Genomic DNA, 13,060 nt, shown 5'->3' on the forward strand with positions numbered 1-13,060 from the left:
CCCACACCGACCGCGAGGAGCACCGCCCATGTGCGAGTCCATGGAGGACGTCACCCAGGCCGTTCTGGCGAAGAACGACGGCCTGGCCGCCGGCCTGCGCGAGGAACTGGCCCGGCGCGGGGTCGCCGTGGTCAACCTCCTGTCCAGCCCGGGCAGCGGGAAGACGGAACTGCTGGGACGGGTGCTGGCGCTGGCGGTGGAGCGGGGTATCCCCGTGGCCGCTCTCACCGCCGACCTGGCGACCGAGAACGACGCCCAGCGCCTGGCACGTTCGGGAGCACCCGTGAAGCAGCTCCTGACCGACGGGCTGTGCCATCTGGAGGCCCGGCAGCTCAGCGGCCATGTGCAGGACTGGCTGCCCGAGAGCACCGCGGTGCTGTTCGTCGAGAACGTCGGCAACCTCGTCTGCCCGGCCTCCTACGACCTCGGCGAGAGCCTGCGGATCGTGCTCATGGCGGTGACAGAGGGGGAGGACAAGCCACTGAAGTACCCCACGGCCTTCGGCTCCGCCCATCTGGTCGTGCTCACCAAGACCGATCTGGCCGAGGCCGCCGGTTTCGACGAGGCCGCCTTCCTCGCCCATGTGCAGCGGGTCAACCCCGGGGTGGAGGTCGTGCGGTCCTGCGCCCGCGACGGCGACGGCGTCAGCACCGTACTGGAACGGGTGCTTGCCGCTCGGGACGGAGCTCCCGTGCACCGTCCGCCCCTCGCCCCGCACCCCCACCAGCACGTGCGGAAGGTCCCCGGCCTCACAGTCGGCCGCCTCTCGTGACCGCACCCGCCACGCAGGCGGTACGCTGCCGGGTCACCGTGCGCGGCACCGTGCAGGGCGTGGGTTTCCGTCCGTTCGTGCACCGCCTGGCGACCGACCTCGCCCTGTCCGGCTTTGTGAGCAACACGGCGAGCGGCGTCCTCGTCGAGGTGGAGGGCCCGCCGGAGGGGGTCGCTCGCTTCTGCGACCGGCTGGCCGCCGAGCCCCCGCCGCTGGCCGTCGTCACCGGGGTAGGGGTCGAGGACCTGCCTGCCACCGGCACCGACCACGCCTTCACGATCCGGGCGACCGAACGCTCCCCGGGCCGTACCCAGCTCCCGCCCGACACCGCGACCTGCGGCGACTGCCTGCGCGAACTGGCCGATCCGGTCGACCGCCGCCACCGCCACCCGTTCGTCACGTGCACCCACTGCGGCCCCCGCTTCACCATCGCCACCGGGATGCCGTACGACAGGGCGCTGACCACGATGACCGGCTTCCCGATGTGTCCCGCCTGCGCCCGGGAGTACGGCGATCCCGCGGACCGCCGCTTTCACGCCCAGCCCGTCGCCTGCCCGGACTGCGGCCCCCGGCTGCGCCTGGTGCCCGCGGCCGGCAGCGGCCTGCGCCCCGCGCGGGACGGCGACGCCCTGGCGGGGGCACGGGCTCTGCTGGCGGCCGGGCGGATCGTCGCCGTCAAGGGCCTCGGCGGCTACCACCTGGCCTGCGACGCCACCGCCGCACGGGCCGTCGACACGCTGCGCGCCCGCAAGGAGCGCGGCGGCAAACCGTTCGCGGTGATGTGCGCGGACCTCGACACCGTGCGGTCGATCGCCGAGCTCTCCGCCACCGAACGCGCGGCCCTCACCGGACCTCGCCGCCCCATCGTCCTGCTGCGCAGGCACGAACAGGCCGCGCACCTCCGGCTCGCTCCCGGAGTGTGCCCGGGCAGCCCGCACCTCGGCGTGATGCTGCCCTACACACCCGTGCACACGTTGTTGCTGGGGCTGCCCGGCGACCCGCCCGGCCCTCGTGTGCTGGTCATGACGAGCGGCAACCGCTCGGGCGAACCGATCGTCACGGACGACGAGGAGGCGCTCACTCGGCTGGACGGGCTGGCCGACGCCTGGCTCGCCCACGACCGGGTCATCGCCTCCCCGTGCGACGACTCTCTGTTGCGGGTGCGCGCCGACGGCACCGAGCAGGTGCTGCGCCGCTCCCGCGGGTATGTGCCCCGCCCGCTGCGTCTGCCGGTGGCCGTGCGGCCCGCGCTCGCGGTGGGCGGTGACCTGAAGAACGCGCTGTGTGTCGGCGAGGGCGACCAGGCCTGGCTCGGCCCGCACATCGGCGACATGGGCGACCTGACCACGCTGGAGGCCGCCCGGCGGGCGGAGGGGCACATGCGGCGGCTGAGCGGCGTCACCCCCGAGCTCGTCGCGGCCGACCGGCATCCCGGCTACCACTCCTCCCGCTGGGCCCGTAGCCGCGCCGCCGAACTGCCCCGGCCCGCACCCGTGTTCGTCCAGCACCACCACGCGCACATCGCCTCGGCGATGGCCGAGCACGGCCTCGACGGCACCACGCCCGTGATCGGCGTCGCCTTCGACGGCACGGGCTACGGCGACGACGGCACCGTCTGGGGCGGCGAGATCCTGCTCGCCGACTACACGGGCGCCCGGCGCTTCGCCCACCTCTCCCCCGCGCCGCTGCCCGGCGGCGACGCGGGGGTGGCCAACCCGTGCCGTCTGGCCCTGGCCCGGTTGTGGTCCGCGGGAGTGCCGTGGGACTCCGACCTGCCTTGCGTCGCCGCCTGCTCGGCCACCGAACTGAGCGTGCTGGAGCAGCAGTTGACCCGCGGAGCGGCCTGTGTGGCGACGTCCAGCATGGGGCGGCTCTTCGACGCGGTGTCGTCCCTCGTGGGTGTCTGCCACCGCGCGGGATACGAGGCCCAGGCCGCCCTGGAACTGGAAGCAGCGGCCACTTCGGCCCGGGACGCCGACGACTCGGCGTACGCCTTCGCCGTCGCCTCCGGCGCGTGCGACCCGGGACCCGTGCTGCGTGCCCTGGTCGCCGACCTGCGTCGCGGCACACCGGTGCCCGTGCTCGCCGCGCGTTTCCACCGCGGCGTCGCGCAGGCCGTGGCGGAGATCTGCCGGCGGGCTCGCCGGGAGACCGGCGTGGCGACCGTCGCGCTCAGCGGCGGGGTCTTCGCCAACGCACTGCTGGAGGAGGAGTGCACGCGGCTTCTCGCCCAGGACGGCTTCGCGGTGCTGCGGCACGGCGAAGTCCCCCCGAACGACGGCGGTTTGGCCCTTGGACAACTCGTGGTCGCGGCGCACGAACGACAAGAGGAGTGACCCATGTGTTTGGCAGTGCCCGGCAAGGTCGTCTCGATCGACGACAGTGCCGACCCGCTCACCGGGCTGATCGACTTCGGCGGTGTGCAGAAGCAGGCGTGTCTGGAGTACGTGTCCGACGTGCGGGTGGGTGAGTACGTCATCGTGCACGTCGGGTTCGCGCTCCAGCGCCTGGACGAGGAATCGGCCCTGGCCTCCCTGAAGCTCTTCGAGGAACTGGGCCTGCTGGAGGAGGAGTTCGGTGACGCCTGGCAGCAGGCGGCGAAGGAGGCGGGTACCGCGTGAAGTACATCGACGAGTTCAACGACCCCGATCTGGCGCGGCGCCTACTGGACGAGATCCGCGCCACCGTCACCCGGCCATGGGCCCTGATGGAAGTGTGCGGCGGACAGACCCACTCCATCATCCGGCACGGCATCGACCAACTCCTTCCCGAACAGGTGGAGTTGATCCACGGCCCCGGCTGCCCTGTGTGCGTCACCCCGCTGGAGGTCATCGACAAGGCCCTGGAGATCGCCTCGCGTCCCGGGGTGATCTTCTGCTCCTTCGGTGACATGCTCCGGGTACCGGGCACCGGCCGGGACCTGTTCCGGGTCAAGGGCGAGGGCGGCGACGTACGGGTGGTCTACTCACCGCTCGACGCTCTGGAGCTGGCCCGCCGCAACCCGGACCGGGAAGTGGTGTTCTTCGCCATCGGCTTCGAGACCACGGCCCCCGCCAACGCGATGGCCGTGCACCAGGCGCGCCGCCTGGGCCTGACCAACTTCAGCCTTCTGGTGTCGCACGTACGGGTGCCCCCGGCCGTCGAGGCCATCATGACGGCGCCCTCCTGCCGGGTGCAGGGCTTCCTGGCCGCCGGGCACGTGTGCAGCGTGATGGGCACGGGCGAGTACCCGCGGCTGGCCGAGCGGTTCGGCGTACCGCTCGTGGTGACCGGCTTCGAACCGCTGGACATCCTCGAGGGCATCCGCCGGGCGGTACGCCAGCTCGAGCGCGGGGAGCACCGGGTGGAGAACGCCTACCCGCGTGCCGTACGCGAGGACGGCAACCCGGCCGCCGTACGCATGATCGAGGAGGTGTTCGAGGTCACCGACCGCAACTGGCGCGGCATCGGGCCCATTCCCGACAGCGGCTGGCGGCTGACCGAGGCGTTTCGGGCGTACGACGCCGAGCACCGCTTCCAGGTCACCGACATCCGCACCGAGGAGCCCGCCGAGTGCCGCGCGGGCGAGGTGCTCCAGGGGCTGATCAAGCCGACCGAGTGCGGCGCGTTCGGCACCACCTGCACCCCGCGCACCCCGCTCGGCGCCACCATGGTCTCCAGCGAGGGCGCCTGCGCCGCGTACTACCTGTACCGGCGGATGAACGCCGCGACGCCGCAGGCCGCACAGGCCGCGCGGGAGGAGATGAACCCCGTTGCCTGAACTCGCCGAGACGGCCGTCGACCCCGCGAACTGGACCTGCCCCGCACCCCTGCGCGACCAGCCCGTCGTGGTCATGGGACACGGCGGGGGCGGGGCACTGTCGGCAGAGCTGATGGAGCAGATCTTCGCCCCCGCCTACGGCAACGCCACCCTCGCCGCGCTCGCCGACTCCGCCGTCCTCGAACTGGGCGGCGCCCGGCTGGCGTTCTCCACCGACTCCTACGTGGTCAGACCGCTGTTCTTCCCCGGTGGGAGTCTGGGCGACCTCGCGGTCAACGGCACCGTCAACGACCTCGCGATGAGCGGAGCCAGGCCCGCCTACCTGTCGGCCGCCTTCGTCCTGGAAGAGGGCGTGGAACTGTCCGTCGTCGAACGGATCGCGCGTGCCATGGGTGCCGCGGCCGAGACCGCCGGGGTCACCATCGCCACCGGCGACACCAAGGTGGTGGAGTCCGGGCACGGCGACGGCGTGTACGTCACCACCGCCGGCGTAGGGCTCGTCCCCGACGGGGTCGACATCCGACCCCAGCGGGCGCGGCCTGGTGACGCCGTCATCGTCAGCGGCCCGATCGGCCTGCACGGGGTGGCGATCATGAGTGTCCGGGAGGGGCTGGAGTTCGGCGTCGAACTGGCCAGCGACACCGCGCCGCTCGCGGACCTGGTGGCGGCCATGCTGGCGGTCACCCCGGACATCCACGTCCTGCGCGACCCCACCCGCGGCGGTCTGGCCGCATCCCTCAACGAGATCGCTCGCGCCTCCGGAACCGGTGTCCGACTGCGGGAGCGTGCCATCCCGGTGCCGGACGCGGTCGCGAACGCCTGCGGATTCCTGGGGCTCGACCCCCTCTACGTCGCCAACGAGGGCCGGCTCGTCGCCTTCGTGCCCCCGACGGAGGCGGAGGAGGTCCTCGCGGCGATGCGTGCCCACCCGCAGGGCGCCGGGGCCACGCTGATCGGTGAGTGCGTCGCCGACCATCCCGGCATGGTCGTGGTCGCGACCGGACTCGGCGGCACCCGGGTGGTGGACCTGCCGCTCGGCGAGCAACTCCCGCGCATCTGCTGACCCGGGCACCAGTGGGCCCCGCCGACACGCCATGGGTCGGCGGGGCCCGCTGGTGTCAGCGCCGGGCCTCGATCCCGGTGATCTCCAGCTCCCGGCCGCTGCGCAGATCGGTGGAGGGTCGGTCGCAGCGTGGGCACCAGAAGAACGGGGGCATGCCCACCGAGAACTCCTCGGCGCACGGGCCGCAGTAGGCCTGCGCGGGGACCTGCTCGACCACGAGCCGGGCGGCGGCGAGTGCCGTGCCGCCGCGGGCCACTTCGAAGGCGAAGTCCAGGGCGTCGGGCACGACTCCCGACAGCTCGCCGACCCGCACGGTCACCGCCGAGACGGCGTCCGTCCCGTCCGCCCGGGCCAGTTCGTCGGCCCGCTCGATGATCGCGGTCGCGATCGACAGCTCGTGCACGGTCGGCTCACGGATACCGGTGGCCCGCGCGCAAGCCGCCGGCCATCCGGTAGATCCGCAACTCGCGCCGCAGACTCGGCAACTCATGGACGAAGAGCGCCAGGGCCACGGCCCCGGCCACGACGGCCTCGGCCATCAGCAATCGCCGTCCCGGCGTTCCGCCCTGTGCGTTGGCTGCTCGTTGGACCTTCATTCCGGCTCCCTGCTCTTTCCTCATCCCGGCGGGATGTTCGGCATGACGTCCAGGAGGGTGTCGTGCCGCTTCCAATGGATCCCGGTGGAGCGCCGCGCGTCGGCGGTGCCGTCCTCGTGATGCCCGGTCTGACGGGCGTACGGCCCGGTGTTGCCCTTGTGCATGCCGAGCACGTGCCCGGTCGAGTCGGGCTTGGCCTGGGGTCGGCCGACCCTGATGCTGCCCATGGGGTGCTCTCCTTCCTCGCCTCCGCGCCGCGGAGTGCGGGCTCAGGTCCGCTCGGTGAGGTCCTCGAAGAACCGATCGACGGCGGGCCAGATCCGGCCGCCGCCGGACAGGCCCCGCCATTCCCGGCGTACGACGGCGACCATCCGGTAGCAGTCGTCGACCGGGACGATCCAGTGGTGGTCGTTGCCGTGGACGGTGTTCACGAGCAGTGCCTCCACGTCGGGTTCCACGGAGGCCAGCGGCGGACACGCCGCGGCCAGCCGCTGCCAGGCCTCCGCGTCGACTTCCCACCGCATGGCCCCGGCCGGGCTGGGGCCCTCGGCGGTGACCGTGCCGTCGGCCCGGGGCACGAAGAAGACCAGGCCGACCGGCACGCCCAGGACATCAGTGTCCACCCGGGGCAGGCGGATCCGCCTGCGGGGAACGAGCCGGTAGCGCCCCTCCCCCGCACTCCCGTCGGCGAACAGCACCGAGCAGGGGCCGCAGGCGCAGGACACCTGCTCGTCCGTGGTGTCGTAGAGGTGAGGGTGCCCGTCGGGCACGGGCGCGGCGCACAGGTCGCACCGCTCCGTCTCGGGCTCCGCGGCGCGGTCGGCGGAGGAGCGGATGAGGCGGGCCAGGGCGCCGTCCGTGGTCACGATGTGCCTCGGTGGGTGAGCGTGGTCAGCGGTACGAAGGCCGGGGGCGCCGTGGTCGCCACCGGTTCCACCGCCGTCAGCTCCGGCGCGACGGCGAGCACCGCCTCCTGGACCGCGGCGGTCACGTCGCTCGTGCCGCCGCCGCAGCCGGAGCCGCAGCCGCCGGTCGTCAGTCGCACGCGTCCCACCTCTCCGTCCACGCCGGCCCACTCCACGTCTCCGCCGCGTTCCCGGACGGCGGGCCGCAGCCGCTCGACCGCGCGGGCCGCCCGGCGCTCGACCGGCTCCGGGTGGACCCCGTGCAACACGAGGAGGTGACCCAGCAGCTCGTCGTCGGCCAGACGCTCGGACAGCTGCGCGTCCGCCTGGTCCATGACCCGGGCCAGCGCCTCGCCGTAGACCTCGGTGAGCAGCCCCACCGCCTCGATCGCGGAGCGGGTGGTTGGACCCGGGACGGACTCGAGCCCTTCCAGCAGCTGGTCGAGGCGGGCGAGCCGGGACTCCACCGCCGGGTCGGCGAGGCGTTCGACGGCTCCGGCCTCAGCCATGGTTCGCGCCGTAGGTCGGCGAGTGCAGGGTGGTCAGCGTCTTGCCCTTGCCGACGTACATGTGCACCCCGCACGGCAGACAGGGGTCGAAGCTGCGCACGGTGCGCATGATGTCGACGCCCTTGAAGTCGTCGGGCCCGTTCTCCTCGAAGATCGGCTGGCCCTGGACGGCGTCCTCGTACGGGCCGGGGGTGCCGAACTTGTCGCGGGGGCTGGCGTTCCACGGGGTGGGCGGGTACGGGTGGTAGTTGGCGATCTTCTTGTCCTTGATCACCAGGTGGTGGGAGAGGACACCGCGCACCGCCTCGTGGAAGCCGCAGCCGATCGCCTCGTCGGGCACCTCGAAGTTCTCGAACACCTTGGTGTCGCCGGCGCGCACCAGTCCCATCGCCTCTTCCAGGAACTGCAGGGCCATGGCGGCCGCGTAGGCGACGAAGTACGGCCGGGCGCGGTCCCGTTCGATGGTGTTGCTCCACTTCGGGATGCGCCATTCCAGGGTCGTCTCCGGCAGCGACTCGCCCTTGGGCAGGGAGATGCGCACGCTGTTGCCGGTGGCCTTGACGTACGGGGTGTCGACGAGGCCGCTCAGCGCGGTGGACCAGAGGCGGGCGAGCGGACCGCCGCCGGTGTCGAGGGCGAGGTGGTCGCCGGTGCGCTGGTCGTACCAGCGCGGGCTCATCACCCAGCTGTACTTGTCGTCGAAGTCGCGCTTCTGCGGCACCGGGACGGTGGTCTGGTTCCAGGGGTGGCGCATGTCGACGGGGTTGCCGAGCGGGTCGTGGGTGACGAAGGGCTTCTCGTTGACCCAGTCCTCGTAGTAGGAGCTGCCCAGCATGATGCGCAGTCCGAGGTTGATGTCGACGAGGTTGTTGGTGACCAGTTCGCCGTCGACGACGATGCCGGGGGTGACGTACATCGCCTTGCCCCAGGTGTTCATGTTCTCGTAGCGGTAGTCGACGACGTCGGGGTCCTGGAAGGCGCCCCAGCAGCCCAGCAGGACGCGGCGGCGGCCGACCTCCTCGTAACCGGGCAGCGCCTCGTAGAAGAAGTCGAAGACGTCGTCGTTCATGGCGACGGCCTTCTTGACGAAGTCGATGACCCGCATGAGCCGGCTGAGGTAGTCGGTGAAGACGGTCGGCTGCGGCATTGTGCCGACACCACCGGGGTACAGCGTGGACGGGTGGACGTGCCGCCCCTCCATCAGACAGAACATCTCGCGGGTGACCCGGCTGACCTTCAGGGCCTCCTTGTAGACCTCGCCCTCGAAGGGGTTGAAGGCCTTCATGATGTCGGCGATGGTCCGGTAGCCGTGGATGTCGCCGCGGGGGGCGTCGGTGCGCTCGGCGCGGGCCAGCACACTGGGGTTGGTGGCCTTGACCATGGCCTCGCAGAAGTCCACGAACACCAGGTTGTCCTGGAAGATCGTGTGGTCGAACATGTACTCGGCCGCTTCGCCGAGGTTGACGATGTGCTCGGCGAGCCGCGGCGGCTTGACCCCGTAGGCCATCTGCTGGGCGTAGTCGGAGCAGGTGGTGTGGTTGTCGCCGCAGATGCCGCAGATGCGTGAGGTGATGAAGCCCGCGTCGCGCGGGTCCTTGCCCTTCATGAACACCGAGTAGCCGCGGAACAGCGACGACGTGCTGTGGCACTCCACGACTTCCTGGTTGGCGAAGTCGATCTTCGTGTAGATGCCCAGGTTGCCGATGATGCGGGTGATCGGGTCCCAGGACATGTCCACGAGCTGCGGCGGTTTGCGTCCCGTGGGCCGGGACTCGGTTGTGGTCATCGCTGTTACTGCCCCTTGCTGTCGGTGTTCGGTCGGTCCGTGGTGGGGTGGGTTCTCGCGCGCTGTCAGGGCCGCCAGTAGGGGTCGTAACCACTGGTCAGCTTCCGCTTGTTGTGGCGCCACTTGGGTTCGTGGTTCACCAGTTCGTTGGTGAAGCCGCGCAGGCGGCGGATGACGGCGCCGTACGGTTTGACGATCATCGACGACAGCGTGCCGCCGGGCGGCTCGTCCATGAACGGCATGAACGCGTCCGGGAAGCCGGGCATCGTGCAGCCGATGCAGATGCCGCCGACGTTCGGGCAGCCGCCGATGCCGGCCATCCAGCCGCGCTTGGGGACGTTGCAGTTGACGACCGGCCCCCAACAGCCCGCCTTCACCAGGCACTTGGGTGAGTTGTAGTCCTTGGCGAAGGTGCCCTGCTCGTAGTACGAGCCTCTGTCGCAGCCCTCGTGGACCGTCTTTCCGAACAGCCACTGCGGACGCAGCATGTGGTCCAGCGGGGGCGGCGGAGCGGATCCGGCGGCGTGGTAGAGGACCCAGATCAGGGTCTCCATGAAGTTCTCGGGCTGGATCGGGCAGCCGGGGACGTTCACGACGGGCAGGGCGCCCTGCGATCTGAAGTCCCAGCCCAGATAGTCCGCGAGGCCCATGCTGCCGGTCGGGTTGCCGGCCATCGCGTGGATGCCGCCGAAGGTGGCGCAGGTGCCGGCGGCGACCACCGCCCAGGCTTTGGGGGCGAGTTGGTCGATCCACCAGTTCAGCGTCTGCGGCTCGCCGGTCTCGGGGTCGTTGCCGAAGGACGTCCAGTAGCCGTCGCCCTCGATGATGTTCTGGTTGGGGATCGAGCCCTCGATGACGAGGATGAACGGGGCCAGGTCGCCGCGTGCGGCCGCCCGGTAGGGGGCGAGGAAGTCCTCGCCGCCCAGGCTCGGTGAGAGCACCTTGTTGACCAGGTTCACCTTCGGCAGGCCCGGGATCAGGCCGAGCACCAGGTCCTCGATGGAGGGCTGGTCGGCGGCCGTCAGGGAGACGGTGTCGCCGTCGCAGCTCATGCCTTCGGAGATCCAGAGGATGTGGATCTCGTCGAAGCCCTGCCGGTCCTCGGCGCGGTCGGGTTCGCCGCTGACCTCGGTGGTACTGCTGTGGGTTGTCATGTCAACGGCCTCCGCTGCGGGGGGTGTCGGAGTCGGTCGAACTGAGTGGTTCGAGTTCGTCGGGGCGGAAGTAGTGGAAACGGCCGTACCAGCTGTGCAGTTCGGCCGCCGGATCGTCGTCGAGAGTGACGGCGAGGTGCACGCTGCCGTCCACGTCGTGGAAGACGGCCGCCACCTCGGCGGTCCGTCCGGCCAGGAACATGTCCTGGGCGTCGGCACCCCGTCGCCGCGGGCGAAGCCGGACGCGACAGCCGCCGCCCAGCGCTACGCCGTCGACGAGCACTGTGTCGGTGGACGGGGACAGACCGTCGTCGGCGCCCTCCTGCCACCAGGCGGCGCGTTCGGCGGGTGGGGTGGAGAGGGTCTGCGGGGTGAGGGTCTGCGGGGTGACCGGGGAGAGGGAGCGGATGGCACCGTGCAGCCGTTCGAAGACCTCGGGGGGCATGGTGTCGACCCGGTCGAGGATCGCGGCGGCCCGCGGATCGGTGGCGCGCGCCTCGCGCTTCTCCTCGTCGGTCAGCAACATCGTGCGCAGGGTGAGGATCTCGTCGATCTCCCCCGCGTCGTGCAGGTCGCCGGGGCTCTCCGGGGCCACCTGCGGGTGGTCGGGAAGGATGATCGGCGAGGCCAGCACGACCCGTCCGACGGCGCCCGCGCCCGCGGGGGAAACACTGTCCGCCGGTTGGCCGCCGAGGACGGGGAAGGTGAATTCGTTGCGGCATGCGTCCGCATGGCCGCGCAGGTCCTCGGGCGGGTCGATCAGTGAGGCGAACTCGACGCCGTCACCGCCGATGAGGGTGTGGGTGGCGATGAGCGCGCGGCGCAGTGCCTCGTCACGCGAAGCCCGCGGCTCGGGGGCTGGGCCGGTGTTCACAATGCGTACGCGGATCCGGCAGAGGTTCTGCCCGAGTCGCTCGGCGCTCACGGTCGTGCTCGCCCGTACCTCCTCGCGACGGCGCACCACCCGCCCGGCGTCCTGCGGCAGTGCCTCGACGTCCACGCCGGCCGCGGCTCCCGTCGGCACAGTGCGTTCACCCTGGAGGAGGTCGTCCATCGGGACCGCGATGTCGACTTCGCACGGCACCGCCTCGTCGAAGGTGAGATGCACGGTGCCGTCATCGGTCAGCAGCGACTCGACGGCATGGTGGCCACCGTCCTGGCCGGCCCCCTCCGCCTTCTCCACCTGCTTGCGCTGCATCTGCAGGTATCGAAGCCTCACCCGCAGGAGCGCGTCGGGCTTCCGGATTCTCAGCAGACACTCGGTCTGCTGGTACCAGGAGTCGGCGGAGCCGGACACCCCGGGGACGACGGGGCCGTCCTGCTCGACCCAGTCCCTCGGGAACAACACCCCGAACTGCCACCGGACGCGGTTCTTGGCCGAGGACCGCCGGTACGGATACAGGAGGTAGCCCTCGTACAGGACGGCGTCGGCCACGGCACCCAGCTGTTCGAAGGCGCTCAGGGACTGGTCGGGAGGCAGGTCTCCGGCGGCGCCCGTCGTGACAGCGGACGCCATACCGCGCTCGACCTCTCCGTCCGACATCGCGCCTCCTCGTCTCCACGTGCACGCACATGCCTGCCACCACCGTCACACCGCTCACGCATCCTCGCCTCCTGCGGCGCGGCGAGGTTGAGCCGTTCGGGCGATTACTCGGGATGGTGGGGTGTGGTTGGCGGCCGGAGAGGATGCGGGGTCTGTCCAAGGTTCTCGGTGCGGAGGGGGTACCAGGGCCTGTCCCAGCTGCTCGGCGCGGACGGGGTACCAGGCCCGTCCCAGCTGAGCGTGATCTGGCCGACGCACCCCCGACCAGCGGCGGTTGGATCTCGCCGCTTGATCACAGGATTACTTGCGGACAGACTGCGGCCCATGAGGTTTACAGGCGTGCACACCGGCGCGCAGACCGCCCGCGTCGACGCGGCTCCCTCCTTGCACAGGCAGGCTCACCAGTGAGCGCCAGCCTGCCCTCCTTCCGCTATCACCCCGAGCCAGTCGCAAGCGGATCCATCCGCGAGAGCGTCGAGACTTGCGTGTGCTGTGAGCGCAGAACCGGGTGGATCTACACCGCGACCTTCTACACGGCCCAGGACGTCAACGGGCAGTTCTGTCCCTGGTGCATCGCCGACGGCAGCGCCGCGGAACGATTCGAAGGTGAATTTGCCGACTCATACGGGCTCGACGGCGTCAGCGAGGAGACCCTGGAACACGTCACCCGCCGCACCCCCGGCTTCCACGCCTGGCAGGACCCGCACTGGCTCGTTCACTGCAACGACGCGGCCGCCTTCATCGGCGAGGTCGGATACACGGAACTCGCCGCCCACCCCGACGCGCTCGACCGGCTTCGAACCGACCTACGGCTCGGCGGTTGGCACGACGCATCCCAGCTCGAGAACTTCCTGACCCATCTCGGACAGGGCGCAAGCGCGATGCTCTTCCGCTGCACCGTCTGCGGCACCCACCTCGCCTACGCCGACGCTTCATAGCCAGGCCCAGCCTCGACGCGCGCCTTTCCCTTGC

14 protein-coding genes are annotated in these 13,060 nt (G+C 71.1%); 6 read left to right on the forward strand and 8 right to left on the reverse strand.

Annotated features, from left to right (window positions below; all coding sequences use genetic code 11):
* The first annotated feature begins 28 nt into the window (after positions 1-28).
* The 5 genes from hypB to hypE all read left to right on the forward strand — a co-directional run bounded on the left by hypB (position 29) and on the right by hypE (position 5,595).
* Positions 29-772, forward strand: a complete 744-nt coding sequence (gene hypB, locus ACIGDI_RS18760) for a hydrogenase nickel incorporation protein HypB (RefSeq protein ID WP_399897792.1) — start codon at positions 29-31, stop codon at positions 770-772.
* Positions 769-3,108 (forward strand): carbamoyltransferase HypF, encoded by a 2,340-nt coding sequence (hypF, locus tag ACIGDI_RS18765; protein ID WP_399897795.1) that lies wholly within the window; start codon positions 769-771, stop codon positions 3,106-3,108. The genes hypB and hypF overlap by 4 nt, the downstream gene beginning before the upstream one ends.
* A 3-nt stretch (positions 3,109-3,111) precedes the next feature.
* Positions 3,112-3,393 carry a HypC/HybG/HupF family hydrogenase formation chaperone gene (locus ACIGDI_RS18770; RefSeq protein ID WP_200698681.1) on the forward strand — a complete coding sequence of 94 codons (282 nt, stop codon included), beginning with the start codon at positions 3,112-3,114 and terminating at the stop codon, positions 3,391-3,393.
* Positions 3,390-4,532 carry a hydrogenase formation protein HypD gene (hypD, locus tag ACIGDI_RS18775; protein ID WP_399897798.1) on the forward strand — a complete coding sequence of 381 codons (1,143 nt, stop codon included), beginning with the start codon at positions 3,390-3,392 and terminating at the stop codon, positions 4,530-4,532. Before ACIGDI_RS18770 ends, hypD begins: the two co-directional genes overlap by 4 nt.
* 73 nt (positions 4,533-4,605) lie before the next feature.
* Positions 4,606-5,595 (forward strand): hydrogenase expression/formation protein HypE, encoded by a 990-nt coding sequence (gene hypE / locus ACIGDI_RS18780; protein ID WP_399898847.1) that lies wholly within the window; start codon positions 4,606-4,608, stop codon positions 5,593-5,595.
* A gap of 55 nt (positions 5,596-5,650) precedes the next feature.
* On the opposite strand, the gene hypA is transcribed toward hypE, so the two are convergent.
* From hypA to ACIGDI_RS18820, 8 genes are all read right to left on the reverse strand, one after another.
* Positions 5,651-5,998 (reverse strand): hydrogenase maturation nickel metallochaperone HypA, encoded by a 348-nt coding sequence (hypA, locus tag ACIGDI_RS18785; protein WP_399897800.1) that lies wholly within the window; start codon positions 5,996-5,998, stop codon positions 5,651-5,653.
* Between the two features lie 7 nt (positions 5,999-6,005).
* Positions 6,006-6,191, reverse strand: a complete 186-nt coding sequence (locus tag ACIGDI_RS18790) for a hypothetical protein (protein ID WP_399897802.1) — start codon at positions 6,189-6,191, stop codon at positions 6,006-6,008.
* A 20-nt stretch (positions 6,192-6,211) separates the two neighbouring features.
* Positions 6,212-6,418, reverse strand: a complete 207-nt coding sequence (locus tag ACIGDI_RS18795; RefSeq protein WP_399897804.1) for a hypothetical protein — start codon at positions 6,416-6,418, stop codon at positions 6,212-6,214.
* A 42-nt stretch (positions 6,419-6,460) separates the two neighbouring features.
* Positions 6,461-7,057, reverse strand: a complete 597-nt coding sequence (locus tag ACIGDI_RS18800; RefSeq protein ID WP_399897806.1) for a DUF5947 family protein — start codon at positions 7,055-7,057, stop codon at positions 6,461-6,463.
* Positions 7,054-7,605, reverse strand: coding sequence for a NifU family protein (locus tag ACIGDI_RS18805; RefSeq protein ID WP_399897808.1), 552 nt, complete (start codon positions 7,603-7,605; stop codon positions 7,054-7,056). Before ACIGDI_RS18805 ends, ACIGDI_RS18800 begins: the two co-directional genes overlap by 4 nt.
* Positions 7,598-9,391 (reverse strand): nickel-dependent hydrogenase large subunit, encoded by a 1,794-nt coding sequence (locus ACIGDI_RS18810; RefSeq protein ID WP_399897810.1) that lies wholly within the window; start codon positions 9,389-9,391, stop codon positions 7,598-7,600. Before ACIGDI_RS18810 ends, ACIGDI_RS18805 begins: the two co-directional genes overlap by 8 nt.
* 65 nt (positions 9,392-9,456) lie before the next feature.
* Positions 9,457-10,545 carry a hydrogenase expression protein HypE gene (locus ACIGDI_RS18815; protein ID WP_200705936.1) on the reverse strand — a complete coding sequence of 363 codons (1,089 nt, stop codon included), beginning with the start codon at positions 10,543-10,545 and terminating at the stop codon, positions 9,457-9,459.
* Position 10,546: 1 nt separating this feature from the next.
* A complete protein-coding gene (locus ACIGDI_RS18820; RefSeq protein ID WP_399897812.1) occupies positions 10,547-12,088 on the reverse strand; it encodes a hypothetical protein in 1,542 nt (513 codons plus the stop codon).
* 404 nt (positions 12,089-12,492) lie between these two features.
* On the opposite strand from ACIGDI_RS18820, the gene ACIGDI_RS18825 reads away from it, so the two are divergent.
* Positions 12,493-13,026, forward strand: a complete 534-nt coding sequence (locus ACIGDI_RS18825) for a CbrC family protein (protein WP_399897814.1) — start codon at positions 12,493-12,495, stop codon at positions 13,024-13,026.
* The last annotated feature ends 34 nt before the right edge of the window (positions 13,027-13,060 follow it).

It is taken from the genome of Streptomyces sp. NPDC085900, from assembly GCF_044540925.1.
GTDB lineage: Bacteria > Actinomycetota > Actinomycetes > Streptomycetales > Streptomycetaceae > Streptomyces > Streptomyces gilvifuscus.

Coding starts and splice junctions, on each gene's coding strand:
- ACIGDI_RS18820 (WP_399897812.1), bottom strand. CDS start 12,088: ATGTCGGACGGAGAGGTCGAGCGCGGTATGGCGTCCGCTGTCACGACG.
- hypB (WP_399897792.1), top strand. CDS start 29: ATGTGCGAGTCCATGGAGGACGTCACCCAGGCCGTTCTGGCGAAGAAC.
- ACIGDI_RS18810 (WP_399897810.1), bottom strand. CDS start 9,391: ATGACCACAACCGAGTCCCGGCCCACGGGACGCAAACCGCCGCAGCTC.
- ACIGDI_RS18815 (WP_200705936.1), bottom strand. CDS start 10,545: ATGACAACCCACAGCAGTACCACCGAGGTCAGCGGCGAACCCGACCGC.
- ACIGDI_RS18770 (WP_200698681.1), top strand. CDS start 3,112: ATGTGTTTGGCAGTGCCCGGCAAGGTCGTCTCGATCGACGACAGTGCC.
- ACIGDI_RS18805 (WP_399897808.1), bottom strand. CDS start 7,605: ATGGCTGAGGCCGGAGCCGTCGAACGCCTCGCCGACCCGGCGGTGGAG.
- ACIGDI_RS18790 (WP_399897802.1), bottom strand. CDS start 6,191: ATGAAGGTCCAACGAGCAGCCAACGCACAGGGCGGAACGCCGGGACGG.
- ACIGDI_RS18795 (WP_399897804.1), bottom strand. CDS start 6,418: ATGGGCAGCATCAGGGTCGGCCGACCCCAGGCCAAGCCCGACTCGACC.
- hypE (WP_399898847.1), top strand. CDS start 4,606: ATGGGACACGGCGGGGGCGGGGCACTGTCGGCAGAGCTGATGGAGCAG.